The sequence below is a fragment of the Micromonospora sp. WMMD1102 genome (assembly GCF_029626265.1).
Taxonomy (GTDB): Bacteria; Actinomycetota; Actinomycetes; order Mycobacteriales; family Micromonosporaceae; genus Plantactinospora.
Window position 1 is genome coordinate 945,728 of the sequence record NZ_JARUBN010000001.1, and the last position, 25,824, is coordinate 971,551.

The 25,824-nt window shown below is 73.0% G+C and carries 25 protein-coding genes; 16 read left to right on the forward strand and 9 right to left on the reverse strand.

The genetic code is table 11. From position 1 onward, the window contains the following. Window positions 1–127: 127 nt before the first annotated feature. The 4 genes from O7626_RS04355 (at window position 128) to O7626_RS04370 (ending at window position 4,085) form a co-directional block, all read left to right on the forward strand. Window positions 128–1,492 (forward strand): histidine kinase, encoded by a 1,365-nt coding sequence (locus tag O7626_RS04355; RefSeq protein WP_278059480.1) that lies wholly within the window; start codon window positions 128–130, stop codon window positions 1,490–1,492. Beyond that, complete coding sequence (locus O7626_RS04360) at window positions 1,489–2,148, forward strand: response regulator transcription factor (RefSeq protein WP_278059482.1); 660 nt, start codon at window positions 1,489–1,491, stop codon at window positions 2,146–2,148. Before O7626_RS04355 ends, O7626_RS04360 begins: the two co-directional genes overlap by 4 nt. 78 nt (window positions 2,149–2,226) lie before the next feature. Beyond that, a complete protein-coding gene (locus O7626_RS04365; RefSeq protein WP_278059484.1) occupies window positions 2,227–2,772 on the forward strand; it encodes a SigE family RNA polymerase sigma factor in 546 nt (181 codons plus the stop codon). A gap of 29 nt (window positions 2,773–2,801) precedes the next feature. After that, on the forward strand, window positions 2,802–4,085 hold the full coding sequence (locus tag O7626_RS04370; RefSeq protein ID WP_278059486.1) for a hypothetical protein: 1,284 nt from the start codon (window positions 2,802–2,804) through the stop codon (window positions 4,083–4,085). A gap of 93 nt (window positions 4,086–4,178) precedes the next feature. Here the strand turns inward: O7626_RS04370 and O7626_RS04375 are convergent, their stop codons facing one another. From O7626_RS04375 to O7626_RS04385, 3 genes are read right to left on the reverse strand one after another with little or no spacing between them, the layout of a single operon-like run. Continuing rightward, window positions 4,179–5,066 carry a peptidylprolyl isomerase gene (locus O7626_RS04375; RefSeq protein WP_278059488.1) on the reverse strand — a complete coding sequence of 296 codons (888 nt, stop codon included), beginning with the start codon at window positions 5,064–5,066 and terminating at the stop codon, window positions 4,179–4,181. 58 nt (window positions 5,067–5,124) lie between these two features. Further along, the gene (locus O7626_RS04380; RefSeq protein WP_278059489.1) at window positions 5,125–5,313 is read right to left on the reverse strand and encodes a DUF397 domain-containing protein; all 189 of its coding nucleotides are present in this window, start codon (window positions 5,311–5,313) and stop codon (window positions 5,125–5,127) included. Beyond that, window positions 5,304–6,107, reverse strand: coding sequence for a helix-turn-helix transcriptional regulator (locus tag O7626_RS04385; protein WP_278059491.1), 804 nt, complete (start codon window positions 6,105–6,107; stop codon window positions 5,304–5,306). The genes O7626_RS04380 and O7626_RS04385 overlap by 10 nt, the downstream gene beginning before the upstream one ends. 560 nt (window positions 6,108–6,667) lie before the next feature. Between O7626_RS04385 and O7626_RS04390 the strand changes: the two genes are divergently transcribed. Then, on the forward strand, window positions 6,668–7,063 hold the full coding sequence (locus tag O7626_RS04390; RefSeq protein WP_278059493.1) for a hypothetical protein: 396 nt from the start codon (window positions 6,668–6,670) through the stop codon (window positions 7,061–7,063). Here O7626_RS04390 and O7626_RS04395 read toward each other — a convergent pair. Beyond that, on the reverse strand, window positions 7,037–7,579 hold the full coding sequence (locus tag O7626_RS04395) for an AAA family ATPase (protein ID WP_278059495.1): 543 nt from the start codon (window positions 7,577–7,579) through the stop codon (window positions 7,037–7,039). The two genes, O7626_RS04390 and O7626_RS04395, sit on opposite strands and share 27 nt — an antisense overlap. Window positions 7,580–7,817: 238 nt before the next feature. Between O7626_RS04395 and O7626_RS04400 the strand changes: the two genes are divergently transcribed. Further along, window positions 7,818–8,210, forward strand: a complete 393-nt coding sequence (locus O7626_RS04400; protein ID WP_278059497.1) for a hypothetical protein — start codon at window positions 7,818–7,820, stop codon at window positions 8,208–8,210. A gap of 181 nt (window positions 8,211–8,391) precedes the next feature. Next, window positions 8,392–8,565 (forward strand): hypothetical protein, encoded by a 174-nt coding sequence (locus O7626_RS04405; protein ID WP_278059498.1) that lies wholly within the window; start codon window positions 8,392–8,394, stop codon window positions 8,563–8,565. Window positions 8,566–8,594: 29 nt separating this feature from the next. On the opposite strand, the gene O7626_RS04410 is transcribed toward O7626_RS04405, so the two are convergent. Continuing rightward, entirely contained in the window at window positions 8,595–8,915 is a 321-nt protein-coding gene (locus O7626_RS04410; RefSeq protein ID WP_278059499.1) for a DUF6506 family protein, read from the reverse strand. Window positions 8,916–9,105: 190 nt separating this feature from the next. Between O7626_RS04410 and O7626_RS04415 the strand changes: the two genes are divergently transcribed. Next, entirely contained in the window at window positions 9,106–10,206 is a 1,101-nt protein-coding gene (locus O7626_RS04415) for a hypothetical protein (RefSeq protein WP_278059500.1), read from the forward strand. A gap of 34 nt (window positions 10,207–10,240) precedes the next feature. Here the strand turns inward: O7626_RS04415 and O7626_RS04420 are convergent, their stop codons facing one another. Beyond that, a complete protein-coding gene (locus O7626_RS04420; RefSeq protein WP_278059501.1) occupies window positions 10,241–10,411 on the reverse strand; it encodes a hypothetical protein in 171 nt (56 codons plus the stop codon). Window positions 10,412–10,507: 96 nt separating this feature from the next. Between O7626_RS04420 and O7626_RS04425 the strand changes: the two genes are divergently transcribed. The 3 genes from O7626_RS04425 (at window position 10,508) to O7626_RS04435 (ending at window position 15,682) form a co-directional block, all read left to right on the forward strand. Further along, window positions 10,508–12,025 carry a sigma 54-interacting transcriptional regulator gene (locus O7626_RS04425; protein WP_278059502.1) on the forward strand — a complete coding sequence of 506 codons (1,518 nt, stop codon included), beginning with the start codon at window positions 10,508–10,510 and terminating at the stop codon, window positions 12,023–12,025. Between the two features lie 2 nt (window positions 12,026–12,027). After that, window positions 12,028–13,992: a hypothetical protein gene (locus O7626_RS04430; protein WP_278059503.1), complete on the forward strand. Its 1,965-nt coding sequence runs from the start codon at window positions 12,028–12,030 to the stop codon at window positions 13,990–13,992. Window positions 13,993–14,077: 85 nt separating this feature from the next. Beyond that, entirely contained in the window at window positions 14,078–15,682 is a 1,605-nt protein-coding gene (locus O7626_RS04435) for a PQQ-dependent sugar dehydrogenase (RefSeq protein WP_278059504.1), read from the forward strand. A gap of 49 nt (window positions 15,683–15,731) precedes the next feature. On the opposite strand, the gene O7626_RS04440 is transcribed toward O7626_RS04435, so the two are convergent. Continuing rightward, complete coding sequence (locus tag O7626_RS04440; protein ID WP_278059505.1) at window positions 15,732–16,733, reverse strand: DJ-1/PfpI family protein; 1,002 nt, start codon at window positions 16,731–16,733, stop codon at window positions 15,732–15,734. Between the two features lie 46 nt (window positions 16,734–16,779). Between O7626_RS04440 and O7626_RS04445 the strand changes: the two genes are divergently transcribed. Genes O7626_RS04445 through groEL form a run of 3 tightly spaced genes read left to right on the forward strand, consistent with a single transcriptional unit; the run spans window position 16,780 to window position 21,025 of the window. Continuing rightward, a complete protein-coding gene (locus O7626_RS04445; protein WP_278059506.1) occupies window positions 16,780–18,144 on the forward strand; it encodes an MFS transporter in 1,365 nt (454 codons plus the stop codon). Window positions 18,145–18,201: 57 nt separating this feature from the next. Further along, complete coding sequence (locus tag O7626_RS04450) at window positions 18,202–18,678, forward strand: hypothetical protein (RefSeq protein ID WP_278059507.1); 477 nt, start codon at window positions 18,202–18,204, stop codon at window positions 18,676–18,678. Continuing rightward, window positions 18,668–21,025 (forward strand): chaperonin GroEL, encoded by a 2,358-nt coding sequence (gene groEL / locus O7626_RS04455; protein WP_278059508.1) that lies wholly within the window; start codon window positions 18,668–18,670, stop codon window positions 21,023–21,025. The genes O7626_RS04450 and groEL overlap by 11 nt, the downstream gene beginning before the upstream one ends. 76 nt (window positions 21,026–21,101) lie before the next feature. Here groEL and O7626_RS04460 read toward each other — a convergent pair whose 3' ends face one another. Next, window positions 21,102–21,632, reverse strand: a complete 531-nt coding sequence (locus O7626_RS04460; protein WP_278059509.1) for a roadblock/LC7 domain-containing protein — start codon at window positions 21,630–21,632, stop codon at window positions 21,102–21,104. 633 nt (window positions 21,633–22,265) lie between these two features. On the opposite strand from O7626_RS04460, the gene O7626_RS04465 reads away from it, so the two are divergent. After that, complete coding sequence (locus O7626_RS04465; RefSeq protein ID WP_278059510.1) at window positions 22,266–22,748, forward strand: hypothetical protein; 483 nt, start codon at window positions 22,266–22,268, stop codon at window positions 22,746–22,748. A 1,114-nt stretch (window positions 22,749–23,862) separates the two neighbouring features. Next, the gene (locus O7626_RS04470) at window positions 23,863–25,035 is read left to right on the forward strand and encodes a hypothetical protein (RefSeq protein ID WP_278059511.1); all 1,173 of its coding nucleotides are present in this window, start codon (window positions 23,863–23,865) and stop codon (window positions 25,033–25,035) included. Between the two features lie 78 nt (window positions 25,036–25,113). Here O7626_RS04470 and O7626_RS04475 read toward each other — a convergent pair whose 3' ends face one another. Next, a complete protein-coding gene (locus tag O7626_RS04475; RefSeq protein WP_278059513.1) occupies window positions 25,114–25,746 on the reverse strand; it encodes a hypothetical protein in 633 nt (210 codons plus the stop codon). Between the last annotated feature and the right edge of the window lie 78 nt (window positions 25,747–25,824).

Below are 25,824 nucleotides of genomic sequence, written 5' to 3' on the forward strand. Positions count from 1 at the left end.
TAGTAGCCCGCAAAATCGGATCTTCCGCGCCTATCGGGCCCGAGGAGTGGCCGAGGCGTGCCCGAGAAGTGGCCGAGGGCGTGGACCGGGGCGGAGCCGACCCGGCTGCCCGGGAGAGAATGGCCGGGTGACACTCCGGGCCGCCCTGGCACCGCTGACCAGTGGCGCCACCTACCGCCGAGGAGTCTTCCTGCTGCTCGGCGGAGTCCTGCTGCTGCCGTACCTGCTGCTGGGCACGGTTTTCGCCGAGATGCTGCGCAGCGCCGAGGTGCCCCGTCCGGCGGTACTGCTGCTGCTCGCGGTCGCCGCGACGATCGCCGCCGTACCGCTGTTCCTGCGCGGCACCCGGGCGCTGGAGATCGCCGCCGCGCGTACCCTGCTCGACGCCGAGCTGGCCGAGCCGGTCGCCGACGGGCGGATCGACCGGGAGACCCGGCTGCGCAGCGCCCTCTGGATCGGCGTCCACCTGGTCTCCGGCGGCCTGGTCGGGTTCGCGCTGATCGCCACGCTGCCGATGGCGCTGGTCTTCCTCTTCGTCCAGCTCGGCATCGGCGCCGAGGCCCTCGACGGAGCGCGGATCGGCCCGCTCGCCGACTGGCACCGGGGCTGGCTCAGCCTGGTCGGACTGGGCGTGCTGGTGCTGCTCGGCTACGCGGTCGCCGGGCTCGGCGCGCTGGCCAGGCTGATGGCACCGGTACTGCTCGGCCCCTCCCAGACCGAGCGGATCGCCGCGCTCGAGCAGCAGGCCGCCCGGCTCGCCGAACGCAACCGGCTGGCCCGGGAACTGCACGACTCGGTCGGACACGCGCTCACCGTCGCCACCCTCCAGGCGGCGGCCGCCGGGGAACTGCTGGAGACCGACCGAGAGTTCGTCCGGCGGGCGCTGCGGGCGATCGAGGAGACCGGCCGGTCGGCGATGGCCGACCTGGACCACGTACTCGGGCTGCTCCGGCAGGACGAGACCGGACCGGCCGGCCCGGCGGACGAGGCCGACGGCGCCGCGCGGGCGTCCCGGGCGCCGCAGCGTACCCTGCATGAGCTGGACCGGCTGGTGGCCGACACCCGGGCGACCGGCCTCGCGGTCAGCGCCGAGCTGGCCGGCGACCTCGGGGCGGTGCCGGCGGCGGTGTCCCGGGAGGGCTACCGGATCGTCCAGGAAGGACTGACGAACGCCGCCCGGCACGCCGGCCGCCGCCCGGTGCGGCTGCGCGTCGCGGCCCGCGCCGACACCCTGGAGATCGAGCTGGTCAACCCGATCGGGCGGCCGGTCGACGCGGCCGGCGAACCCTCCGCACCGGCACCGGACCGGTCCGGGCGGCGGGGGCGAGGGCTGGCCGGCATCCGGGAACGGGTCGTCCTGCTCGGCGGCCGGGTCAGCGCCGGACCCGAGGACGGTGCCTGGCGGGTGGCGGTCTGGCTGCCCACCACCGGCAGCAGCATGCCGGCTGACCAGCGGGAGGCGCCGGAGCGGCGCGGATTGGAGCGGACGTGACCGTCACGGTGCTGGTCGTGGACGACGAGGAACTGATCCGGGTCGGCCTGCGGGCCATCGTCGACGCGCAGCCGGACCTGACCGTCGTCGGCGAGGCCGCCGACGGGGCCGAGGTGCCGCCGCTGGTCGCCAAGCTCCGCCCCGACGTGGTGCTGATGGACGTCCGGATGCCGGCGATCGACGGCATCCAGGCCACCCGGCACCTGCTCGCCACCTCGGCCGAACCACCCCGGATCCTGGTGGTCACCACGTTCGAGAACGACGAGTACGTCTACCAGGCGCTCCGGGCCGGCGCACACGGCTTCCTGCTCAAGCGGGCCCGCCCGACCGAAATCGTCGATGCGATCCGGATGGTCGCCAAGGGGGAGTCGCTGCTCTTCCCGGCGGCACTGCGCCGGCTCGTCGCGGCACACGCCCCCGGTCCGGCCGGCGACCGGCTCGACCGGGCCCGGCTCACCGAACGGGAGGCGGAGGTGCTGCGGCTGATGGCCACCGGCCTGTCCAACGCCGAGATCGCCGCCGAACTCGTGCTCGGTGTCGAGACCGTCAAGACGCACGTCGGCAACGTACTGGCCAAGCTCGGTGCCCGGGACCGCACCCAGGCGGTGATCGCCGCGTACGAGGCGGGTTTCGTGGTGCCGTCGCCGAGAGGCTGAGAACCCGGCGGGTTTTTCCCGGTGTCCCGGGCAACCCGTTCCGGTCCCGCCGCGCACCTAACCGGTGAGAGGAGCGGGATGCGAGGCGACGACGAGGATCGGCGCGAGTTCAGCGAGTACTTCGCGGCGCGGCGGGACATGGTGCGGCGGTCCGCGTACCTGATGTGCGGGGACTGGCACTGGGCCGACGACCTGGCCCAGGCCGCGTTCATCCGGCTGGCGTCGGCGTGGCACCGGGTACGCGACCCGCAGGCGTTGGACGCGTTCCTGCGTACCTGCCTGGTCCGGTCGTACCTGGCGGAGACCAGGCGGGTGTGGCGGCGCCGCGAGCGGACGGTCGCCGAGCCGCCCGAGCTGGCCGGGCCGGACGACGACGCGGAGCGCGCCACCCGACGGGTGGTCTTCGCCCGCGCGCTGCGGGAGGTGCCGCCCCGGCAGCGGGTGACGCTGGTCTGCCGCTACTACCACCAGCTCGACGTCGCCGAGACGGCTGCCGTGCTGGGTTGCTCGGAGGGGACGGTGAAGAGCCAGACCGCCCGGGGACTCGCCACGCTGCGCCGGCTGCTCGGCGACGCCGTACCGCCGGAGAGGCTGGTCCCGGTGCCGGCGGAGGGCAGGAGATGACCGGGCGGAGGAGAGGAGCACCAGAGGACATGACCGAGCTGCGGGAACTCTTCGAGGACGCGGCCCCGGCACCGCCACCGACCCGGTTGCTCGCCGACGAGGTGTACGCGGCGGGCCGGCGCCGGCTGCGCCGCCGACGCGCCGCGATCGCCGGTACCGCGTTCGGGGTGACCGCGGTGGTGGCCGCCACCGCCGCACTGGTGGCGGTGCCCGGCACCGCGCCGGCCCCGCCCGAGCGGGCGGCGGCGCCCGGTACCGCCGGGCAACCCGGTCGACTTCCGCACCAGGGGACGACCCAGTCGATCTGGGCCGCCGATCCCCGGCACGTCTACCTCGGGTTGTCGACCTGCGCGCAGGGCGGCCCGTGCAAGACCACCTGGCAACTGGTCGGCACGGACGACGGCGGCCGGACCTGGACCGAGCGGGGTAACCCCGGGTGGTTCATCGGGATGCAGGTGTTCGGCCCGGGGCTGCTGCTGGTGGACCGGCCGCCGGAGTCGTCGGGGGCCGGGGCGTGGACGCTGTTGGCCAGCCGGGACGGCGGGCGGAGCTGGCGGGCCACCGGCACCGGTCCGGCGGTGCCGGCGGTGGCACCGGGCAGCCACGCCGTCTGCCGGCCCGAGGCCGGTACAGCGGGCGCGGGCTCGTCGGAGCGGATTCCCGGGACCGAGCCGTGCCGGGTGTACGCCTTCGACCCGGTCGCCAACCGGATCTCGCCGCTGGCCGTCCAGCCGCCGTCGACACTCGTCGACCGCCAGGTGATCGAGCAGGGCGACGGCCGGCTCCGGGTCTCCGGCTACGACCGGGAGTCCTCCCGGCCGGCGATCGTGACGAGTACGGACGGCGGCCGGAACTGGTCCAGCCACACCTTCACCGAGTCGTCGGTGTGCGGTGCGGACAACTGTCCGATGGTGCAGGTGGCCACCGGTCCCGGCGGGGTCGACCACGCGATGCTGACGGACGGGCGGCATCGGGCGGTCTACCGGTACACCACGGTCGGGGGCTGGCAGCGACGCGACGCGGCGGACAGCATCCCGTACGAGGGCGCCGACTCCGGGTCGTTCGTCACCCCGGACGGCAGTCACGTCGTCTACCAGGCGTCCACTGGCCGGGCCGGCCCGACGAGCACGTACCGGTTCTGGGCCGCCCGGCCGGGTGCACCGGACTACCGACCGGTCGAACTTCCCGGCCTGCCCAGGATCTTCAGCCCGGTGCGGCGTACCCCGGACGGCTGGCTCTACGCCCGGGGCGACGGTGACGTCAGCTACGGCTCCACCGACGGCTGGCACTGGGTACCGCTGAATGTCCGCTGACGGCCGACAGAGTTGTCGGAGCAAGCAGCCCGCCTCCGCTGGTCAGGCAGCGGGGGCGGGCTGCTTCGTCGGGTCGGTGACCCGGGCGGTGGGTCAGCCCACCGAGAGGGTCTGGATGGTGATCTCCTGGTTCGGCTTCCCGCCACCGGCCGAGATGGAGTTGTCGTGGCCCCCGGCGGCCACCCGGTCCACCACGTCGAGCCCGGTGGTGACGGTGCCGAACGGGGTGTAGAGCGGCTGGAGCCCGGTCGAGCTGTCCCGGAAGATGATGAAGAACTGGCTGCCGTTGCTGCCCGGCTCGCCGGTGTTCGCCATCGCCACCACGCCCCGGCCGTACTGTGCGCCGCCCAGGTTCTCATCGGTGAACCGGTAGTCGGGGCCGCCCATCCCGGTGCTGCTCGGGTCGCCGCACTGGAGCACGAAGATGCCCTCGGTGACGAGGCGGTGGCAACTGCTGCCGTCGAAGAACTTCCGGTCGGCGAGGTGCTGGAAGCTGGCGACGGTGCACGGGGTGCGCGACCGGTCCATGCTGATCTCGATCTGGCCGAGGTTGGTGCTCATCCGCATCGTGGCGGTGCCGGAAACCGGCGCCCCGTCGAAGTCGGGCAGCCCGACCGACTTCGTCTGGGCGTGCGGTTGGATGACCGTGCCCGCGCACTGTGCCGACGTGGTGCCCGGCCCCGGCGGGGTGTCGCTGCTGCTGCCGCCGTCGAACTTGCCGTCCTGCAGGTAGAAGACCGCCACGCCGACGCAGCCGACGCCGAGGCAGAGCACGGCGACCACGGCCGCGGCCACCAGCCCGATCACCAACGGGCGCCGGTTCGGCTTCGGTGGCGCTCCCGTCTGGTACGCCGGAGCGGGCGGGACGGCACCGGGCGGCGGGGGTTGGGCATGCGGCTGTCCGGACGGGTACGACCCCGGCGGGTACGACCCCGAGGGCGGTGGCTCGGCGGGTGGGGGTCCGGCTGGTGGCTGACTCACCCGGCCAGACTACCGACCCGACTGCGGATCTACGGGTGTCGACGGCACAGCACCCGGCCTACCGCCCGGCCAACTCGCTGACGAAGGCCCGCCACGCGTCCGGCCCGAAGGCCAACACCGGTCCAGCCGGGTCCTTGCTGTCCCGGACGGCCACGACGCCGGTCAGATTGTCGGCCACCTCGACACAGTTGCCGCCGGTGCTGTTGCTGCGGGTGCTCTTGCGCCACCCGGCGCCGGTCAGATCCACGTCTCCGCCACCTCTGCGATCAGATCGAGCGACTGCTGGTGCGGCAGTGCCACGCTCCGGACGGTCTCCCAGACGTCGATCATATAGTTGACGTACTCGGCGCGGTCGTCCATCTGGCCGTGCCGGTGCCCGTCGAAGTAGACGAGCGTCTCGCCGGCCGGTGAGGTGGCAAGCACGAAGGAACCGTCCAGCCCGGCGTAGGAGCCGGCCGAGGCCGGCACGACGTGGATCCGCACCTGCGGCACGTCGGTGCCGGTCTTGACCAGGTGCAGCAACTGTTCGCGCGTCACGGCCCGGTCCCCGACGGGGCGGCGGAGCACGTATTCGTCGAACACGAAGGTGAGCAGCGGCGGCTTGGCCCGCGTGACGATCTCCTGCCGGTCCAGTCGCGCGGTCACCTGCTCCTCGACCTCTTCGGCGGAGAGCAGTCCCGGCCCGGAGAGAACCGCCCGCGCGTACGCCTCCGTCTGCAACAGCCCGGGGACGTATGCCGGCTCGAAGGACCGCAGGGCCTTCGCCTCCTGCTCCACGCCGGCCCATTCGCGGAAGTAGTGCACGACGATCTCCCGGCTGATCCGCTTCTGGATGCGTACCAAACGGCCGTCGGTGTTGAAGACCGCGTCGCAGCGGCGGGCGAAGTCGATGCTCGGCCGGCGCTCGCAACCCTCCACCTTGGCGACCATCGGCTGGGAGTAGTTGATCGTCTCGGCCAGCGCGGCCTGGGACATGCCGGCGGCGGCTCGGGCGAGGCGTAACTCCTCGGCGAAGTGTTCGAGCATCGGAGACAGTTCCACTTATGACTCCTCCATGACGGCGGCATACCTGGCGGGACAGGCCCGGATACGCACTGCTCGTACCGGTCGAGAAGCTCCCCAGCGTAGTGCTATCCACAGCAGAGTGTCACGAGCGGAACTGCTCGGAGCCATGGCCTTGGAAAGGACGGGCGGAACCGCGCGGGGGCCGTCGGTTTCCCTTCCCCACCCGAGGCGGCCCCCGCTCCACCCAACGAGGAGGTGCCGGGCGTGAGCTGGTTTCGACGTACCCCGCGAATCCACCGCCGGGACTGGCGGCGGCTCTGGCGGTACTGCCGGTGCGGGCACCGCTGGGGGTGTCTCGGTCTGCTCCCGCCGCAGGTTCCGGCGTGGCCGCCACCCGTTCCGGTGCCGCCCGAGCCGAGGCCGTCGGTGCGTGGGCGGGTACGGCCGACGAACCAGGGGCAGTTGCGGGACTGGAACGTCCCGACCGGCGTGAACGGCGCTCGGCATGCCGGCCGTCGGGTGCCTGTCAAGATCGAACCGTCCCGCCACACCGGTTGGTCAACCCGCCACACCGGTTGGGCAGGGGGCGGCAAGCGGTGACCGGGTCTGCGCCGGGCGGTCGACGTACCGGTCGGGAGGCGGACGGACGGCCGGAACGGGCGCATCTGCCGCAACGGCCGGTCTGGCTCTGCCGGGCCTGCGGGGTGGAGTGGCCCTGCCTGGCCGCCCGCTCGCTGTTACCGCTCGACCACGTCCGGGACCCCGCCGGCCTGACGACCTGGCTGGCCGAGGCGTTCGCGGCGGCGATGGGGGACCTCTACCTGCTCAATCCCGAGCCGGGGCCGGACCCGGCCCGGATGTACGCCCGGTTCCTGGGCTGGGTCGCCCCGCGCATGGAGATCATCCGGCGGCGGGAGCAGGCGTCCGGCTCCGCCGATCCCGCCGGCCCCGCCAACCCATCCGGTTCAGTCGGGCAGCCGGGCGAGGGATAGCTTCGCCAGGATCTCGTCCACTGTCTCGTCCGGCGTCTGGTCGGAGTTGTCCAACCAGAGACCGAGCCGGGGCGTGCCGTCGCGCACCGCCGAGTCGAGCGCCTGCACGGTCCACGCGCCGTACCCCGACTTGGTCCGGCCCTGCTCGCGGCGGTGGATCACCTCCGGGCGCGGCACCAGCACGACGGCGAAGCGCGGCCGGGTGGCGACCAGGTCCAGGTAGTCGGCCCAGACGGGTCCGAGGACGACATCCTGGAGTACCGCCGTGAAGCCGGCCCGGGCATAGCCGTCGGCGGTCGCCGCGGCGAGCTGGTAGCGCAGCCGGAGCTGCGCGGCGGCCTCGTCCGGCTCCTCCGGGGTGAACTCCCGACGGCCCGAGACGATCATCCGGCGGAAGGCGTCGCCCCGGACGTGCGCGGCCCGGGGCAGCCGCTCGGCGAGCCGCTGGGCCACGGTGGACTTGCCGGCGGCCATGGCCCCGGTCAGCACCAGCACGGCGGAGGACAGTTCGATCATCTCAGCGACCGAAGTTACCGCACGCCGCCGCACGCTGGCCTGCGGCCCTGCGGGCCGTTCAGGGCTGGGTGGCTGTTTCGAACTGCGCTGCGTCGCCCTCTTCGAGGCCAGCAAACCCGCGTCGACGGAGGATCGGGCCGGGCTGATCCGGCCGACCAACGGCAGGGTCGGAACAGAGCTTCGACTGGCCACCGGAGTCGGGCGGGGTTCTCGCCGTCCTTGTACTAGCGTCAGAGCTGTGACGAATCGCATCTCCCCGTACGAACCCCTGACGCTGGAGCGCCTCGGCGTACTGCTCGCCGGGGCCGACGAAGCGCGACGGTGGCGGCTCGTGGCGGAGTTCCTGGAAGAATACCGCTGGGAACCAGTCGACTCACGCCGAGATCTTTTGACATCGGAGCCGGCTCCCACCGGAGACGAGCGCTGGGACGTGTTTCTCGCAGCCCTGGCGGAGCATCTGTCGGCGAAAGACGGACGCGGTGCGCCGCGGTGGGTTGAGTCCCGTTCGCTGCGGCGGCTCTGGTTTCCCTTCAACACCCGAGCGGCCCGGGTCGATGCGATGGTGCACGCTCCCGCCGCGTTTCGACGTCGCGGCGTATACGTTGCCGCCCAGGAGTTGAACGTCGCGTGAGCGCTGCCGATCCGCTGTTGGACCGTGCTGCGATCGAGGATGCCTTTCGCCGGCTGGGAGATCGGCTGGCCCGGCGCGGGGTTGTTGCAGACTTGTACGTTTTTGGTGGCGCGGCGCCCCACGCGTCTTCGATCACCCCGGACTGCGGGTTGCGGCGGCGTCTCCCGAGCATCTATTGGCGATGAAGGTGCTCGCGGCACGACGTCGGGACGCCGAAGATATTCGATTCCTGGTCGAGCGCCTCGGGCTGACGAGCACCGAGCAGGTACTCAGCCTCTGCGGGGAGATTTTTCCCGAGGAAGAAGTTCCGGGCCGGGCAAGGCTGGTTCTTGATGACGTGTTCGACGAACAGTAGCTCCGCCGTTTGTCGGTAGATGGGCGGGCTCAACCGTGTGACGTCGGGTCGAACTGTGCGCTGTAGGCGGCGGCGCCGGCCACCGACTCGGCGCCGAAGGTGACGTGCCCGACCGGCACCCGACCGGCCACCGCCTCGATCACCCGGGCGACGGCCGGTACCGGGAAACCACCGCACAGCTCGATCAGCCCGACGCCCTCCTCGACAAGTTCCAGGGCGATCGACACGGCCAGCGACTCGTCCGGTACGGGCACCAGCGTGGTGCGCTGGCCGGCCCGGTCCAGCACCACCCGGTCGGCGACCGGATCGGCGCCGGGCTGTCCGTAGATGTACGCCCAACTGGTGCTCATCCCGACCACTCCTTCGCCGCTCGGAGGACACCATCGTCGTACCTCAATGTTGGTTGAGGTCAACCCGTTCCCTCCGGCGGGGGAAGCGGGTCACCCCGGTACGTGAGGTGTGCTGGGGCGCGAGCCCGGAGGGTGGGGACATCCGGGCTGGCCAGCGGGTGCGGCCCGGCGATGTCGAGGAGGCGGCGCGATGGTCCACACCGAACAGGCCGGCCGGGCGGAGGACGGGACCGCCGTGCGGCGCCAGCGCCGGACCGCCGAGCGGCGCCTACACCGGACCGGCTACCTGGCCGCCGGCAGCAGCGCACTCCTCGGGTCGCTCGCGCTGGTCTGGACCGTCACCGGTCGCGGCTACCCGTTCGGCACCGCCGACCCGGACGGGGCCGGCAGCCTGCTCTGGCGGGTACCGGCCGAGGTCGGTGCGCCGATCTTCGCGGTACTGCTGCTCGGCGCGGCGGTCACCGCGCTGGCGACGACCGGCCCGCACGCGGTACGCCTGCCCGGGGCGGCCCGGCTCGCGCTGCTCGGCTACGGCTGGCTGGCGGTGGCCGTACTGCTGCTCGTCGTGCCGGACGTGCAGGTGCTCACCTATCTCGGGTACGCCCCGATGTTGATCGGCGGGCTGCCGTTCGGCTGGCCGCCGGTGGACTACGCCGAACTCTTCACCCTGGCGCTCGGCTACAAGGTCGTCTCGGTCGCCACCGGACTGTTGCTGGCCCGGACCGTGCTCGCCTGGCAGTTCCGTACCGCCGGAGCCTGCCCGTCGTGCGGGCGCCGGGCCGGCGGCGAGGGCTGGACCTCGGCGAAGTCGGCGGCCCGCTGGGGGCGCTGGGCCGTTGGGATCGCGGCGGTGATCCCGGTGCTCTACGCGGTCACCAGGTTCGCCTGGGCGATCGGCATCCCGCTCGGGATCACCGACGGGTTCCTCCGCGAGATGCACCGGACCGGGCTGGTCTGGGCCGGCGCCGGCCTGGCCGCGTTCGGGGTGGTCGGCGCGGTGCTCACCCTCGGGCTGGTGCAGCGCTGGGGCGAGCGGTTCCCGGGCTGGATGGTCGGGCTGGCCGGCCGGCGGGTGCCGGTCAAGCTCGCCGTGGTCCCCGCCACCGGGGTCGCGGTGGCGATCACCGCCGCCGGGCTGGCCCTCTACGGGCAGCCGGAACTCCTCGCCGAACTGGGCGGCGGCAGCCTGACACTGATCCCGATGGCGCTCTGGCCGGTCTGGGGGATCGCCCTCGGCGCCGCCACCCTCGGCTACCACCTGCGCCGCCGGGGCGCCTGTCCCCACTGCTGACCAGTTGCGGCGGCTGACCGGCGGCGGGGCCCGGTCAGTCGCCGTCGCGCTGGGAGAGCAACGTGCCGACGATCACACCGCCCAGCACACCGAACGCGATCCCCAGCCCGATGTTGCCGATCAGCAGCCCGAACAGCACCCCGGCGGACACCCCGAGGCCGATCGCGATGCCGAGCTTCGTCCCGGTTTCGCTTGGTGTGCTCATGACCCTCCCCGTTTCGTGAACGGTCCGCGACACCGGCTGATCTTGACAGCTCCGTGCGCGACCGCGATCGACACGATCGAGAGCTAGCGTAGGTGCGTGACGGAAACTTCCCAGGTCCCACCGACCCCGCCGGCCGAGCTGCCCGGCACCCTCGGCGAGCTACGCGCCGCCGGGCACCGGTACCGGACCGTCAAGCAGGAACTCCGGGACAACCTGCTGGCCCGGCTCCGGACCGGGCAGCCCCGCTTCCCGGGCATCGTCGGTTACGACGAGACCGTGCTGCCCGAGGTGGAGCGGGCGCTGCTGGCCGGGCACGACATGGTGCTGCTCGGCGAGCGCGGCCAGGGTAAGACCCGGCTGATCCGCGCCCTCGGCCAGCTCCTCGACGAGTGGACCCCGGTGATCCGGGGTTCGGAGTTGAACGAGCACCCGATGCACCCGCTGACCCCGGCGTCCCGCCGAGCGGTGCAGGAGGCCGGCGACGACCTGCCGGTCGGCTGGTTGCACCGGTCGATGCGGTACGGCGAGAAGCTGGCCACCCCGGACACCAGCGTCGGCGACCTGATCGGCGACGTGGACCCGATCCGGGTGGCCCAGGGCCGTACGCTCGGCGACCCGGAGACGATCCACTTCGGGCTGGTACCCCGGACCAACCGGGGCATCTTCGCGGTCAACGAGCTGCCCGACCTGGCCGAGCGGATCCAGGTGGCGCTGCTCAACGTGCTCGAGGAACGGGACATCCAGGTACGCGGCTACCAGCTCCGGCTGCCGCTGGACCTGCTGCTGGTGGCGAGCGCCAACCCGGAGGACTACACCAACCGGGGCCGGATCATCACCCCGCTCAAGGACCGGTTCGGCGCCGAGATCCGCACCCACTACCCGCTCGACCTGGAGCTGGAGCTGGAGCTGATCCGGCAGGAGGCGGAGCTGGTCGCGGCGGTGCCGGAGCACGTGATCGAGGTGCTGGCCCGGTTCGCCCGCGCGGTGCGGGAGTCCCCGGCCGTGGACCCGCGCTCCGGCGTCTCGGCCCGGTTCGCGATCGCCGCCGCCGAGACCGTCTCGGCCGCCGCGCTGCGCCGGGCCGGGCTGCTCGGCGCCGGTGGCCCGGACGGGCAGCCGGCCGCACCGGCGGACACCGAGCCGGTGGCCCGGGTCGGCGACGCGGTCTCGGTGACCAGCACCCTGCGCGGCAAGGTCGAGTTCGAGAGCGGCGAGGAGGGCCGGGAGGTCGAGATCCTCGGCCACCTGCTCCGGACCGCCACCGCCGAGACCTTCCGGGCCCGGCTGGCCGGGCTGGACGTCTCCGGCTTCACCGCGCTGGTCGCCGACGGTGCGACGGTCGAGACCGGCGAGCTGGTCGGCCCGACCGAGCTGCTCCGGCAGGTCGGTACCGTGCCGGGGCTGGCCAAGGCGCTGGACCGGCTCGGGCTCGGCGACGCGCCCACGCCGGCCGAGGCGGCGGCCGGAATCGAGTTCGTACTCGAAGGGCTGCACCTGACCCGGCGGCTGGCCAAGGACGTGACCGACGAGGGACGTACCCGCTACGGCGGGCGCAGCCCCGACGGCGGCCGGAGCCCCGGTGAGCGCTCGGCCCGCGACGACGACTGGGCCTGACCGTGGCCGGCGGAAACCGTTTCCGGTACGGCTCCTGGCGCGGCGGCCCCGACCCGCTGGCTCCGCCCTACGACGTGCGGGCCGCGGTCGATTCGGTCGGCGCCGAGGTGCTGTCCGGCGGCAGCCTGCGGGAGGCGCTGCGCAACCTGCTGCGGCGCGGCCCGCAGGGTCGGGGCGGCCTGGACGACCTGGTGGCCCGGGCCCGGCGGCTGCGCCGGGAGGCGCTGCGCCGGGGTGACCTGGACGGTGCGGTGACCCGGTCCCGGGCCCTGCTCGACCAGGCGCTGGCCGCCGAACGCGACGAGTTGCGCGGCCGAGACGACGACGACGCCCGGTTCGCCGAGGCGGTACTCGACAACCTGCCCTCCTCGACCGCGCGGGCGGTGGAGGAACTGGCCGGCTACGAGTGGGTCAGCGACGAGGCGCGGGCTGCCTACCAGCAGATCCTCGACGGGCTGCGTCGGGACGTGCTGGAGCAGCGGTTCAGCGGGCTGCGGGACGCGATGCGGGGAGCGGCGAACCCGGCCGCCCAGCGCCAGCTCGCCGAGATGCTCGGCGACCTCAACGACCTGCTGGCCCGGCACGACCGGGGCGAGGACACCACCGACGCGTTCGCCGAGTTCATGCGGCGGCACGGCGAGTTCTTCCCGGAGAATCCGGAGACGGTGGACGAGCTTGTCGACGCGCTGGCCCGCCGGGCCGCGGCCGGGGAGCGGCTGATGCGTTCGCTGTCGCCGGCCCAGCGCGAGGAGCTGTCCCGGCTGATGGACTCCTCGCTCGGCCCGGAACTGGCCGGTCAGCTCTCCGCGTTGGACGCCAACCTGCGCTCGCTCCGCCCCGACCTGGCCTGGGACCGCCGGGAGCGGGTCCGGGGCGACCAGCCGCTCGGATTCGGCGAGGCGGCCGGGGCGCTCGGCGAGATCGCCGACCTGGACGACCTGCTGGACCAGCTCGGCCAGGAACATCCGGGGGCGACCCTGGACGACATCGACGTCGAGTCGGTGCGGCGCAACCTGGGCCGGGACGCCGCCGACGACGTACGCCGGCTGCGCGAGCTGGAGCGGGAACTGCGCCGGCAGGGTTGGCTGACCCGGGGCGCCGACGGGCTGACCCTGAGCCCGAAGGCGTTGCGCCGGCTCGGCGGTACCGCCCTGCGCCGGATCTTCGCCGAACTCTCCACCGGCCGGCAGGGGCAGCACGACCTGCGCTCGGCCGGTGCCGCCGGTGAGGTGACCGGTGCCTCCCGCCCCTGGGAGTACGGCGACGAGCAGCCGCTCGACGTGGTGCGTACGCTGACCCGCGCGGTCCGGCGCGGCGGCGCCGGGGTGCCGGTGGCGCTGGCGGTCGAGGACTTCGAGGTGGTGGAGACCGAGCGGCGCGCCTCGGCGGCGGTGGCGCTCTGCGTCGACCTCTCCTTCTCGATGATCTCGGAGGGGCGCTGGGGGCCGATGAAGCAGACCGCGCTGGCCCTGTCGCACCTGGTCGCCACCCGCTTCCCGCAGGACGCGTTGCAGATCGTCGGGTTCGGTCGGGAGGCGATGCCGCTGACCCAGCAGGAGCTGGCCGGGGTGGAGCCGGACATGGTGCAGGGCACCAACCTGCAACACGCGCTGATGCTGGCCGGCCGGCACCTGCGCCGGCATCCCGGCGCCGAGCCGGTGGTGCTGGTGGTCACCGACGGCGAGCCGACTGCGCACCTCGATCCGGAACTCGGCGGCGGGGTCTTCAACTGGCCGTCGCTGCCGGAGACGATCCGGTTGACGGTCGCCGAGGTGGACAAGCTGACCCGGTACGGCGCCACGATGAACCTCTTCATGCTCGGCGAGGATGCCGGGCTGCGCCGGTTCGTCGACGCGATGGCGCGGCGCAGCGGCGGCCGGGTCTTCACCCCGGACCTCGACGACCTCGGCGAGTACGTCGTCTCCGACTACCTGCGGTCCCGGCGCGGCCGGTGCCCGAACGGCTGACGGTGGGAGCGTTCCCATAATCCGGGACGTCATGATCTAGAAATCATCCGCAGCATTACCTTCCTGTTAACCGATGGGAGTAAATATGCTGCGTGGTCAATTCTTCGGGCGGCTCTGCCTGGCCGGTACGGCCGCCCTGATCGCCCCGCTCGTCGCCTTCGGCACGCCGCCCGCGGCCGGCCAGCCCGCCCCGGACCGGGCCGCCCCGCCCACCGGGCAGACCGCTCCGGGCGGGGTCGCGGCGGCGGCGGTCCCGCTGGACCAGCTCACCGTCAGCACCACCCAGCTCGCCTTCGGGCTGCAACGGCCGACCGCGATCTTCGGCCTCGACGACGGCAGCGACCGGCTGCTGATCGCCGAGAAGCAGGGAACGATCCGGGTCTACCACCCGGAGACCGGGCTGGCCGCCGCGCCGCTGCTGGACATCCGGGACCGGGTCGACACCTCCGGCAACGAGCGCGGCCTGCTCGGTCTGGTCACCCCGGCGAACTTCGCGCAGACCCGGACGCTGTACGTCAGCTACACCGCCCTGCCCGACGGCGCGGTCACGCTCTCCCGGTTCACCCTCGACTCGGCCGGACAGAACCCCGTCCCGCCGGAGGGGGAGCAGGTGATCCTGAGCCAGCCGCACAGCGAGTACTCCAACCACAACGGCGGGCACGTCACCTTCGGCCCGGACGGCCACCTCTACTGGAGCCTCGGTGACGGCGGCGGCTCGGACGACGTACTCGACACGGGGCAGAACCTGAACACCCTGCTCGGCAAGATCCTCCGGCTCGACGTGAGCCGCTCCTGCGACGGTCGGCCGTACTGCGTGCCGGCCGACAACCCGTTCGTGGGCACCGCGAACGCCCGGCCGGAGATCTGGGCGTACGGGCTGCGCAACCCGTGGAAGTTCTCGCACGACCTGGGCGGGGACGGGTCGCTCTGGATCGCCGACGTCGGCCAGGGCACCTACGAGGAAATCGACCACCTGCGGGCGGACCAGGGCGGCGCCAACCTCGGCTGGTCCTGCCGGGAGGGGCCACAGGTCTTCGACCCCGACCGCTGCCAGGCCGGCGCGCAGTACGTCGAGCCGGTCTACTCGTACCGCACCTCCACCGACGGCTGCGCCGTGATCGGCGGGTACGTCTACCGGGGCCAGCAGTACGCCGACATCGCCACCGGCACCTACCTGGCCACCGACTACTGCTCCGGCACGGCGTTCGTGGTCCGCCCCCCGGCCAGCCCCGGCGGTGCGTACGCCACCCGGGCACTCACCGAGCTGACCATCCAGCCGACAAGTCTCGGCCAGGACGCGAACGGTGAGCTGTACCTGGTCAACGACCTGCCCGGCCAGCTGCACAGGATCGAGTTCGGCAGCACCGCCCCGCCGGCCGCCTGCCTGGTCAGCTACCGGGTCGACCAGCAGTGGGGAACCGGCTTCAACGCCACCGTGACGGTCACCAACACCGGCAGCCAGCCGGTCAGCGGCTGGACGGTGGGCTGGACCTTCCCGGGCGCCCAGCGCGCCGGCACCTTCTGGAACGCCACCGGCAGCCAGTCCGGCGCGGTGGTGACCGCCCGGAACGCGAGCTGGAACCCGGCCATCCCGCCCGGTGGCAGCGTCGCGTTCAGCTTCCTGGCCAGCAACACCGGCCCGAACCCGGCACCGACCAGCTTCACCCTGAACGGCAACACCTGCGGCTGAGCCCGACGGAGGGCTGAGCCGAACGAGAGTGACGGCGGGGGCGCCTTCCTCATTCGGAAGGCGCCCGGAAGGTGCGGCGGTAGGTGCTCGGCGGCACCCCGATCCGCTGGTGCAGCTGCTGGCGCAGCGCGGCGGTGGTGCCGAAGCCGGAACGCCGGGCCACCTGGTCGACGCCGAGGTCGGTGCTCTCCAGCAGCAGCCGGGCGTGCTCGGTGCGTTGCCGCAGCAGCCACTGTGCCGGGCTGAGCCCGGTCTCCTCGCGGAATCGCCGGGTGAAGGTCCGGACGCTCATGCTGGCGTGCCCGGCCATCTGGGCCAGGGTCAGCGGCTCGTGCAGCCGGGCCCGGATCCACTCCCGCGTCCGGCCGGTGCCGGTGGCGGCCGGCTCGGGCAGCGGGCGCTCGATGTACTGCGCCTGCCCGCCGTCCCGCCAGGAGGGCACCACGCAGCGCCGGGCCGTCCGGTTCGCCACCCCGCTGCCGTGGTCGGTCCGGATCACGTGCAGGCACAGGTCGAGCCCGGCCGCCACCCCGGCCGAGGTGAGCAGGTCGCCGTCGTCGACGAAGAGCACCTCCGGATCGAGCCGTACGCTCGGGTGGAACCGGCGGAACCGGGCCGCGTACGCCCAATGGGTGGTGGCCGGGCGGCCGTCCAGCAGGCCGGCGGCGGCGAGTACGAACGCACCGGTGCAGATCGACATGATGCGTACGCCCCGGTCGTGGGCCGCGCGCAGTGCCGCCCGGATCTCCGGGTCGACGGTGCCCAGGGTCAACGGTGCGCCGTCGTGGATGCCGGGCAGCACTATCGTGTCGGCCTCGGCCAGGATCTCCAGCCCGTGGTCCGGCAACACCTGGAACCCGGCGGTACTGCGGACTGGCCGGCCGCCGACCGAGCAACTGGTGATGGTGTAGAGCGACTCGCCGCCGGCGTTCCGGGCGGTGCCGAAGACCTGGGCCGGGGTGCCGAGGTCCAGCCCGACCACACCGTCCAGGGCGAGCACCACCACCCGGTGCGGCGGTGCCGGTCGAACCCCTGGCGTGACTGTGGTCACCTGCTGCTCCGCTCTGGCGACGATGTTGGCCCGATTATTGCGCATCATGGCTCTCCGGCCACTCGTCCCCGGCCCACCGGCCCCGCACACTCGTCGGGTGAGTCCTCGCCGCCGCCTGCACCCCGCCTGGATCGTCGCCGCCGTCGCCTTCGTCGCGCTGGTCGGCGCCGCCGGGTTCCGGGCCACCCCGTCCGTGCTGCTGCACCCGCTGCACGCCGAGTTCGGCTGGCCGCTAGCCACCATCTCCGCCGCGGTCTCGGTCAACCTGCTGCTGTTCGGGCTGACCGCACCCTTCGCCGCCGCCCTGATGGACCGGTTCGGCATCCGGCGGGTGGTGGCCGCCGCGCTGACCCTGGTCGCCGCCGGCAGCGGGCTCACCGTGTTCATGCGGACCAGTGCCGAACTGATCCTCTGCTGGGGCGTACTTGTCGGGCTGGGTACCGGGTCGATGGCGCTCGCCTTCGTGGCCACCGTGACCGGGCGGTGGTTCGTCCGGCGCCGAGGGCTGGTCACCGGGGTACTCACCGCCGGCGGCGCCGCCGGGCAACTCGTCTTCCTGCCGCTGCTGGCGAACCTCGTCGCGGCGTACGGCTGGCGGGCCGCCGCGCTGGTGGTGGCCGGATCGGCGCTGGCCGTCGTACCCCTGGTGGCGTGGCTGCTCCGCGACCACCCGGCGGATCTCGGGTTGCCGCCCTACGGCGCGACCGAGGTCGTGCCGGCGCCGGCCCGGACCGGCGGGGCGGCCGGCCACGCGCTCCGGGCGCTGCGCACCGCCGCCCGGACCCCGGCGTTCTGGCTGCTCGCCGGCGGTTTCGCGATCTGCGGCATGTCGACGAACGGCCTGGTCGGCACGCACTTCATCCCGGCCGCGCACGACCACGGGATGACCGAGACCGCGGCGGCCGGCCTGCTCGCCCTGGTCGGGCTCTTCGACATCGCCGGCACCATCGCGTCGGGCTGGTTGACCGACCGGTTCGACAGCCGGGTGCTGCTGGCCGGCTACTACGCGCTGCGCGGGCTGTCCCTTATGGTCCTGCCGAGCCTGTTCGGCGACTCGGCCCGGCCGAGCATGCTGGTCTTCGTGATCTTCTATGGGCTGGACTGGGTGGCCACCGTGCCGCCGACCGTGGCGCTCTGCCGGGAGTACTTCGGGTCGAGTGGCGCCGTGGTGTTCGGCTGGGTCTTCGCCGCCCACCAGCTCGGCGCGGCCGTCGCGGCGACCGGCGCCGGGCTGATCCGGGACCAGCTCGGCAGCTACACCCTGGCCTGGTACGCCGCCGGGGCGCTCTGCGCCGCCGCCGCTCTCTTCTCGATGCTGCTCCGCCGCCGCCCCGGCCAGCCGACCGCCGTTTCGGCCGGGGCCACCGGCGGCTCCGCCGTGCCGGCCGGGACGGCGGTGTCGGCAGGCTGACGGGACAGTGACGGTAACCCGACAGTCGATTACTCATCGTCACTACACCATTACTCTATGAATGCTGGTGTGCTCACCCTGATGGTTTCCGGGCCGGTCCCCGGTAGCGCGCGTGGCGACGCCGAGTCCGCCTCCGCACTGGCCCGGGAGCTGCACACCCGGACGATCCTGCACGTCGTCCGCTCCGGTGTCGACGATCCCGCCGTGCCGCCCGACCCAGTCCCGCCACCCCGCTACGACAGCTCCGACCCGGCGCTCACCCGCGACGACGACCCGGCGCTCACCCGCAAGGGCGGCGGACCCGGCTCACTCGCCGAACTCGTGGTCACCGGTCTCTTCTCGGCCACCACCGTCGCGGCCCTGGCCCAGGTCGCGGTCGCCTTCGTCGAACGCGGTGCCGCCCGCCGGATCACCCTGCGGGACGGCCGGCGCACCCTGACCATCAGCGCACCCGGCGAGGACACCGAGCAGATGGTGGTCGAGTGGCTCGGCGTGCCGCCGACACAGAGTGGCACCGACTCCGGTGCCGATTAACCCGCCGGCCGGGCGTTACGCACTGCTCGTCGCCGTCGGCGAGTACGACGATCCGTCGCTGGACCAGCTCCGTGCCCCGGAACAGGACGTGGAACGGCTGGCCGCCGTGCTGGAGGACCCGTCGGTCGGCAACTTCACCGTCCGTACCTTGCAGGACCCGGCTGACCAGGAGGTACGCCGGGAGGTCGAGGACCTGCTCACCGACCGGGTCAACGACGACCTGGTACTGCTCTACTTCTCCTGCCACGGCATCGTCGACCCGTTCCACCGGCTCTACTTCGCCGCCGCCAACACCGTGCGGACCCGGCCGGCCAGCACCGCCATCTCCCGCTCCTTCGTCAACGAGCAACTGGAGGCGTGCCGGGCCGCCGCCAAGGTGCTCGTCCTGGACTGCTGCTTCGCCGGCGCCTTCGCCGAGGGCTTCAAGTCGGCCCCGCAGGGCGCGCTGGAGGGCCAGGTCGGCCGGGGATACGTGGTGATCAGCGCCTGCGACAGCTACGAGTACGCCTTCGAGTCCGACGGCCTGGTCGAGTCCGCGCCCCGGGGCTCGATCTTCACCGACGTACTGCTGGAGGGGCTGGCCACCGGCGGCGCCGACCTGGACGGCGACGGGCGGGTCGGTGCCGACGAACTGTTCCGGTACGTCCACGACGGGGTGGTGCGCCGCCGGCCGGACCAGAAGCCGAAGTGGAGCGCCTACAACGCCGAGCCGCACATCTATCTGGCCACCGTCCCGCCCACGGCCAACCTGCCCGGCACCGGACCCGACCCCGGCGAGGTGGCCGAGGCCGGCCGGACGGCGCCGCCCCGGCCCAGCAACTACACCCGGCACCAGGCGGTCGTGGCCCGCGGCTTCCGGGCCGGCGCCGACCTGGTACGCCGGACCTACGGGCCGCTCGGCCGACGGGTACTCGTCGAGGACGCCGCCGGGGCGTACCACGAACTGGCCGACGCGGCGGGCGTGGTCCGGCTGTTCACCGCGTACGACACCCGGGACGCGATCGGCGCCGGCTATGTCCGGGAACTGGTGGAGGGGGTACGGCACCGGGTCGGCGACGGCGCGACCAGCACCGTGGTGCTCGCCCAGGCCATGCTGGACGGTGCCTCGGCGGCGCTGCGGGCCGGGGCGAACCCGGTGGCGCTGTGCCGGGGGATCGAGTCGGCCGCCCTGGCGGTCCTCGCCGAGCTGGGCGACCTGGCCGTACCGGTGGAGACGAAGGAACAGCTCAGGATGGTCTCCACGATCGCCTCCGGCGACGAGGTGATCGGCGACCTGCTGGCCACCGCGATGGAGCGGGTCGGCAAGGACGGCGTGGTGATCGTCGAGGAGAGCAACCTCTTCGGGCTCGAACTCGAACTGACCCGGGGGACCCGGGTGCCGGCCGGGCACGTCTCGCCGTACTTCGTGACCGATCCGGAGGAGGCCGAGGCGGTACTCGACGACCCGTCGATCCTCATCGTCGACCAGCGGCTCTCCGCCGTACCCGAGTTGCAACCGCTGCTCGACGAGGTCGGCCGCTCGGGTCGGCCGCTGGCGGTCTTCGCCCGGGACGTCCGGGACGCCGCGCTGACCGCCCTGATCGTCGGGAAGATGCGGCACACCCTCGACTCGGTCGCGGTCCGGCTGCCCTGGCCGGACGAGGAGCGCCGCACGGTGATGGCGGACCTGGCACTGCTGACCGGGGCGCAGGTGGTCGGCGACGCCGAGGGCGGGCTGGCCGCGGCCACCGCGCAGGTGCTCGGCGGTGCCCGCAAGGTGATCACCACCCGCCGCGACACCACTGTGGTGGACGGGGCCGGCGACCCCGCCCTGGCCCGGCGGCGGTTGCAGGGACTCCGGGCGGAGCTGGAGCGCCGGTCCGCCGGGCACGACCGGGAACTGCTGCGGGAACGGCTGGCCCGGCTCGGCGGCGGGGTGGCGGTGATCCGGGTCGGCGAGTCGGCCGAGGGCCAGCTCAAGAAGCGCAAGCGCCAGATCGACGACGCGGTACGCAACGCGAAGGCGGCCGTCGAGTGGGGACTGGTCCCCGGTGGCGGCGCGGCGCTGATCACCGTCGCCGGCCGGATCGGTGCCCGGCTGCCGCCCGGCGGCGACGAGTCGCTCGGCTACGCGGTGGTGGTCGACGCGCTCGTGGCGCCGTACGAGGAGTTGATGCGCAACGCCGGGCGGAACCCGGCGGCCGGGCCGGCGGACCTGGACCGGCGCGGACCGTGGGTGACCTTCGACGTGGTCGGCGGCAGCTACGTCAGCGCGCTGGACGCCGGGATCGTGGACGCGGCCGCGACGCTGCGCCAGGCGGTCACCGCCGCCGCCGGGGTGGTGACCCGGTACCTGATGATCGGCTGAGGTCCGTCCCGCGCGCCGCAGAGTTGGCGGGTGGCCGGCGCCGGGAGAACCCCGGCGCCGGCCCCAGCCCATGCTGCTACGTGGTGCCGCCGACGTGCAGCAGGTCAGCGATCCGTTCCGCGACCGGTCCGGCCTCCAGGTGCAGCCACGACACGTTCAACCGGTCGTCGCCGAGCACGGCGAGCAGGACCTGGTCGCTCACGCCGTACACCGTGAAGTAGCCCTGGTGACTGTGCACCGTCAGTTCGCGCAGCGGACCCTGTTGGAGGGTCAGCCCGCACTGCCGGCCCAGCCCGAACGTGGTCGCCGCGAGCGCGGCGAGGTCGAGCGGCTCGGGGCCGGCGGTGAGGTCGTGTCCGAGCAGCCGCCCGTCGACACCGGCGAGCACGGCGCCGCGCACCCCGGGCACCCGGTCCCGGAGCAGGCTCAACTCGGCGTGTACGGCCGACTGGCCGGGCCGGGGCGGACCGGCGGCGGTCCCCGGCCGGTGGAAGGCGCCCTCGGGGAGGAACTCCTCGCCGCCGCTGTCGAGTCGGGCCCCCGGTGAGCGCCGGGGCAGCGGGGTCTCGGACAGGTCCCCGGCGGGCTGGAACTGCGTCACGGTCATCACCGCTCCTCGACCTTGCGCGTGTGCCGGGCGGCGGACGCGGGAGCGGCCGGAGCGGCATGCCGGAAGGGTGCCTCGCCCGCGCGGGAACTCAGCGGCCGGATCAGGTGGTGGTTCGCCACTGACAGCGCCTCCATTCTTCTGTGAGCGTCACTGCCCGTAGCACCGTCATTGCGGGACGGTGGGCCAGGCGGTCGGCCGGTCTGACGCGCGAGCTGCTCCTTCCGGGAGGGTCGCATGCTGTGGTGCAAGTTGCATCTCGCGAGACAGGTAATTGTCTGTGCAGCTAACTTACTGTTGACCCGTCCGCGAGGGAACAGGGCGATACGACCGATGTTGCGCGGCATGGGCGGTCGTTCTACGCATCACGCCACTGCGCACAGTAATCAAAACGCAGGGTGATTGCACGTGGCGTCTGCAAACCACAAATGCACGTGCGCTTCCCAGGTCACCGCTGCGACGGAGTGGACGGCACCGAGGTGCTGTGTCAGAGTGCAAGGCGAAGATATTTACGGACGCAACTATTTGATGCGCTGACACGGGGAGAGGCGCGGTGTTGCCCATCACCGCCCGACGAGGTTCGGGTGAGCGACGTTGATACCCATCGGGGCCGGATCGTTACTCGAATACCGGGTGACCGACGCGACGTGGGTCTGTGCCGGGGGCGTACCCGTCGCCCGGTTCTGCTTCTGCCTGACCGACCCCGATCCGCCGCCACGCTGGCACTGGCAGGCGAACGCCCGGGACAACGGCCTGGTCGGAGCCACCGAAGGGGCGATGCTGGTGCGCACCGGCCGCGGTGGCGGCTGGGTCGACCTGACCGTCGAACTGCACCCGGAACCGCCGGCGGTCGAGACGGCTGGCTGGGACGAGGCGGTCGAGATCTCGTACCGGACGGCGGTCGGCGAGTCGCACGTGCGGTCGGCGCGCGGCGGCGGTAGCGACTTCCCCCGGGTCAGCTTCCGGGGCGCGGGCAGCTACCGGATCCGGGTGCACGCCCGGGGACGGCACCCCTGCGCCGGCCGGCCCGGTGCCGACCGGGCGGAGGAGTACCTGTTGCAGGTCTGGGCGGCGCGGGTCGGGCGTACCGAGATCCTCCGCGCGACCGAGGGCTGACCGGCTGCCGGCGGAGGTCCGGCGGCCGGCGGAACGGCCGGGTGCGCACCGGCTGTCGGCGGTTCGCGGGTAGCCGGACGGATTGTCCGACGTCGGGGTCCGGGGCGACGACATGCTTCGCTTGTCGGTTCGCCGCGCGACCCGACGTCGGCGGGCCGCCCTCCGCCGACGTGGCGGCGGACCGGTGGAGGGTCGGTCACCGGGGTGACCTCGTCGGTGGCCGACCCCGAACAGGCCCGGGGCGGGTGCCCGCAACCCGGCCGTCACCTTCCCCCGTAGCTGACGGCCGGTCCAGCCCGCCCCGGTGCCGATCTCTCCACCCGCCCGCGGCCGCCCGGTCCTCTGTCACCGTTGGCCGCAGCCGCAGGCCGACGCTGTCGGGTCGCAGCCGCAGGCCGACGCTGTCGGGTCGCAGCCCCGAGCGACCGCGTGCCCGGTATCGACCCGGCCGTGCTCGGTGTGATCCTCCTCGTCCGGCCGATTGGTGGGTTTGCGGTCGGATCGGGCCGACTTGGCGGACGCCGATCGGGCTAGGACGGTAACCGGGAGGTCAAGGTTTGCTTATCGAGGATTACCAGCGGGTCCGTCGGTGCTATACCGTGGCCGGGTGAGAGTCGAGCGGCACTGGTGGAACGGCGATCGGGGTCCGCGCGCACGGCGCGACGTCTACATTCGTACGGATGGGCAGCGATGGGAAGTCGAGGCCCAGGTCGGGGGCGCTCAAGGGCGCTCGAAGGTGCAGCAGTGTCCCGGTGAGGCATCCGCGCGCATCCTCGCGGACGCCTGGCTAGGTGGACGCTCGGGCTGGCGAGAGATGGTGCTCTGAGCCGACCGCCGTCCGGTTGGTCGCGCAGAACTGTCCAGCGGCTCGCGATCCGTAACAGATCCGAGAAGCGGTATCCCGTCGCGGGGTCACGGTCACCCGTCGACGCGGAGTTGCGCGTCCACCCGGGCGGCCTACGCACCCGATACCGGAACAGGTCGCGGTGGCCAAGACACTTTCCGCAATCTGCCAAAGGAATAGCAGCCCATTACCTCGTGCGGTTGCGCCAAGTTACCATCTAACCACTCATGGTGATCAATGTCTTGACGACGATCAGCGGGGTGAGGGTTCGTGGCGCGGGACCTCGACAGGCGATCAGGCGGAACAGGGCGGCGGATCGGAGACCTCGATCGGAGTCTGCTGCTGCACTGCCGGACCAACCAGGTCACCCAGGCGGCCGAGGCGGCCGACCGGACCGGTGGCGGCCTGGTCGTCACCGTCGACCGGGGCAACCTGCGCGGCTGCCTGAGCCGGGCCCGGCACCTGCGGGAGGTCGACCACTACCGGCGGCCGGTGCTGCTCGACGCCGCCCGGTACGCCGGTGCCCACCGGCTGCCCGCCGCCGCCCCCTTCGACCCGCGGTGGATCGACTGCCAGCGGGACCTCGGACTTTCGGTGCTCACCGACTCGGGCTACCTGGACCGGGACGACACCACCGGCCTGGCCGGGATCCTCGAACGGGCCGCCCGGCTCGGCGACGCCATCGCGCTGCTGCCGATGCACCCGTGCTGGCTCGCCGACCGGATCGCCCGGCAGACCCTGCTCCGCTACGTGGCCGCGGTCGGCGTACCGGTGGCGGTGGTCGTGGAGGAGTCGGCGAACCCGTTCAGCCCGGCCAGTACCGTGCGCGGGCTGCTCCAGCTGCTCGGCTGCGGCGTACCGGTGCTGCTGCTCCGGGCCGACCTGCCGGCGCTCGGCCTGCTCTGCTCCGGCGCGACCGCGGTGGCGGTCGGCACCGAACCCGGGCTGCGCCGGCTCGACCCGCGCCGGCCCGCCGGAGTCCGGCCACCGGCCGGGGTGCCCCGACCGTCGGCGGTGGTCCGGCAGTGCCTGTCGTACGCGCCGCTCACCGAGATCGAGACGACCCTGCGGCGGTACCCGGACAACGGCATGTGGCACTGCGACTGCGCGACCTGTGCCGGCCGGGGGCTGGGCTGGCTGCTGGACCGGCCGGACGGCGAGCGGAGCCGCACCGCGTTCCGGCACTCCGTCGACGTCCTGCTCGACCTGCGTGCCGAGCTGACCGGGCCGTCGGTGCAGCTCGACGAGTGGAGCTGGCGGGCCCGTTGCGCCGCCGCCGCCTCCCGGCGTCGCGAGGTGGGCTGGGAACTGCTGCCCATGCTCGACCACTGGCAGCAGGTGCTGGCTCCGCCGGGCATCTCCCGGCCACCGGCCCCGGCCGGGCGCCGGACCGCCGGGACGAGCCGGTTCTCCCGGGCGACGCCGCCGCGCTCGGCAGCCTGACCGGTCAGTGCAAGAGCCACACCCACTGCTGCCAGCTGTCAGCGGAGCACTGCCGAACCGACCACACCATGCGCACGGTCAGGCCAGCGCCATCCGGGCCCAGCGACTCGGGCTCAGCGTGAGTACCCGGAACGGGCAGTGCCGGTCGGTGAGCAGCGTGTACGCCTCGATCGCCCGCTCGGCCGCGTCCTGGGCCTGCTCCGCCGGGGTCATCCCGCGGCCCCGGTTGCGGAACAGCGCGCCGTAGAAGGCGGAGCAGAAGACTCCACTCTCGTGCCAGCCGACCTGTGCCGAGGTGCCGATGTAGGTGACCTCGTCCTGGAGGCAGTCCCGGACCGCCTTCTGCCAGGCGCCGGTGCCGGTGCGGCAGCCGTCGGCGAGGATCGCGTGCGCCGAGATGCCCCGACCCCGGGCGGCCGCCTCCTCGCCCAGCGCCTCCAGCGAGATCTTCGTCCGGCCGTCGCTGCTGGCGAAGGTCGGCGTGTCGCTGCGATCACCGTGCGCCATCACGTGCAGTACGTCGCAGGAGGCGGTGAACGCGGTCAGCACGGTGTCCGGGTCCCGGGAGCGGACGAAGTCGATGTCGACGACCGGTTGCTGGTGCTCGGCGTTGATGTTCTGCAACGTGGACTGCACGAACGTCATCGCCGCGTCGAACGACGAGTCGAGTCCGATGTCGAGCAGACTCACCCGCTTCGCCCTCATCGCCATGGACGAACCTCCCCCGAAGTGCGGTCAACACGCTACTCCTGCCACGCCAACCCTGCCGGGCGGCACCGTGCCGACCTT

Bases quoted from the DNA above. Each gene is read 5' to 3' on its own strand.
- O7626_RS04475 (WP_278059513.1), bottom strand. From the start codon at position 25,746: ATGGCGATGAGGGCGAAGCGGGTGAGTCTGCTCGACATCGGACTCGAC.
- O7626_RS04405 (WP_278059498.1), top strand. From the start codon at position 8,392: ATGAAGGTGCTCGCGGCACGACGTCGGGACGCCGAAGATATTCGATTC.
- O7626_RS04445 (WP_278059506.1), top strand. From the start codon at position 16,780: ATGGCTCTCCGGCCACTCGTCCCCGGCCCACCGGCCCCGCACACTCGT.
- O7626_RS04410 (WP_278059499.1), bottom strand. From the start codon at position 8,915: ATGAGCACCAGTTGGGCGTACATCTACGGACAGCCCGGCGCCGATCCG.
- O7626_RS04460 (WP_278059509.1), bottom strand. From the start codon at position 21,632: ATGACCGTGACGCAGTTCCAGCCCGCCGGGGACCTGTCCGAGACCCCG.
- O7626_RS04420 (WP_278059501.1), bottom strand. From the start codon at position 10,411: ATGAGCACACCAAGCGAAACCGGGACGAAGCTCGGCATCGCGATCGGC.
- O7626_RS04395 (WP_278059495.1), bottom strand. From the start codon at position 7,579: ATGATCGAACTGTCCTCCGCCGTGCTGGTGCTGACCGGGGCCATGGCC.
- O7626_RS04370 (WP_278059486.1), top strand. From the start codon at position 2,802: ATGACCGAGCTGCGGGAACTCTTCGAGGACGCGGCCCCGGCACCGCCA.
- O7626_RS04450 (WP_278059507.1), top strand. From the start codon at position 18,202: ATGAATGCTGGTGTGCTCACCCTGATGGTTTCCGGGCCGGTCCCCGGT.
- O7626_RS04435 (WP_278059504.1), top strand. From the start codon at position 14,078: ATGCTGCGTGGTCAATTCTTCGGGCGGCTCTGCCTGGCCGGTACGGCC.
- O7626_RS04365 (WP_278059484.1), top strand. From the start codon at position 2,227: ATGCGAGGCGACGACGAGGATCGGCGCGAGTTCAGCGAGTACTTCGCG.
- O7626_RS04415 (WP_278059500.1), top strand. From the start codon at position 9,106: ATGGTCCACACCGAACAGGCCGGCCGGGCGGAGGACGGGACCGCCGTG.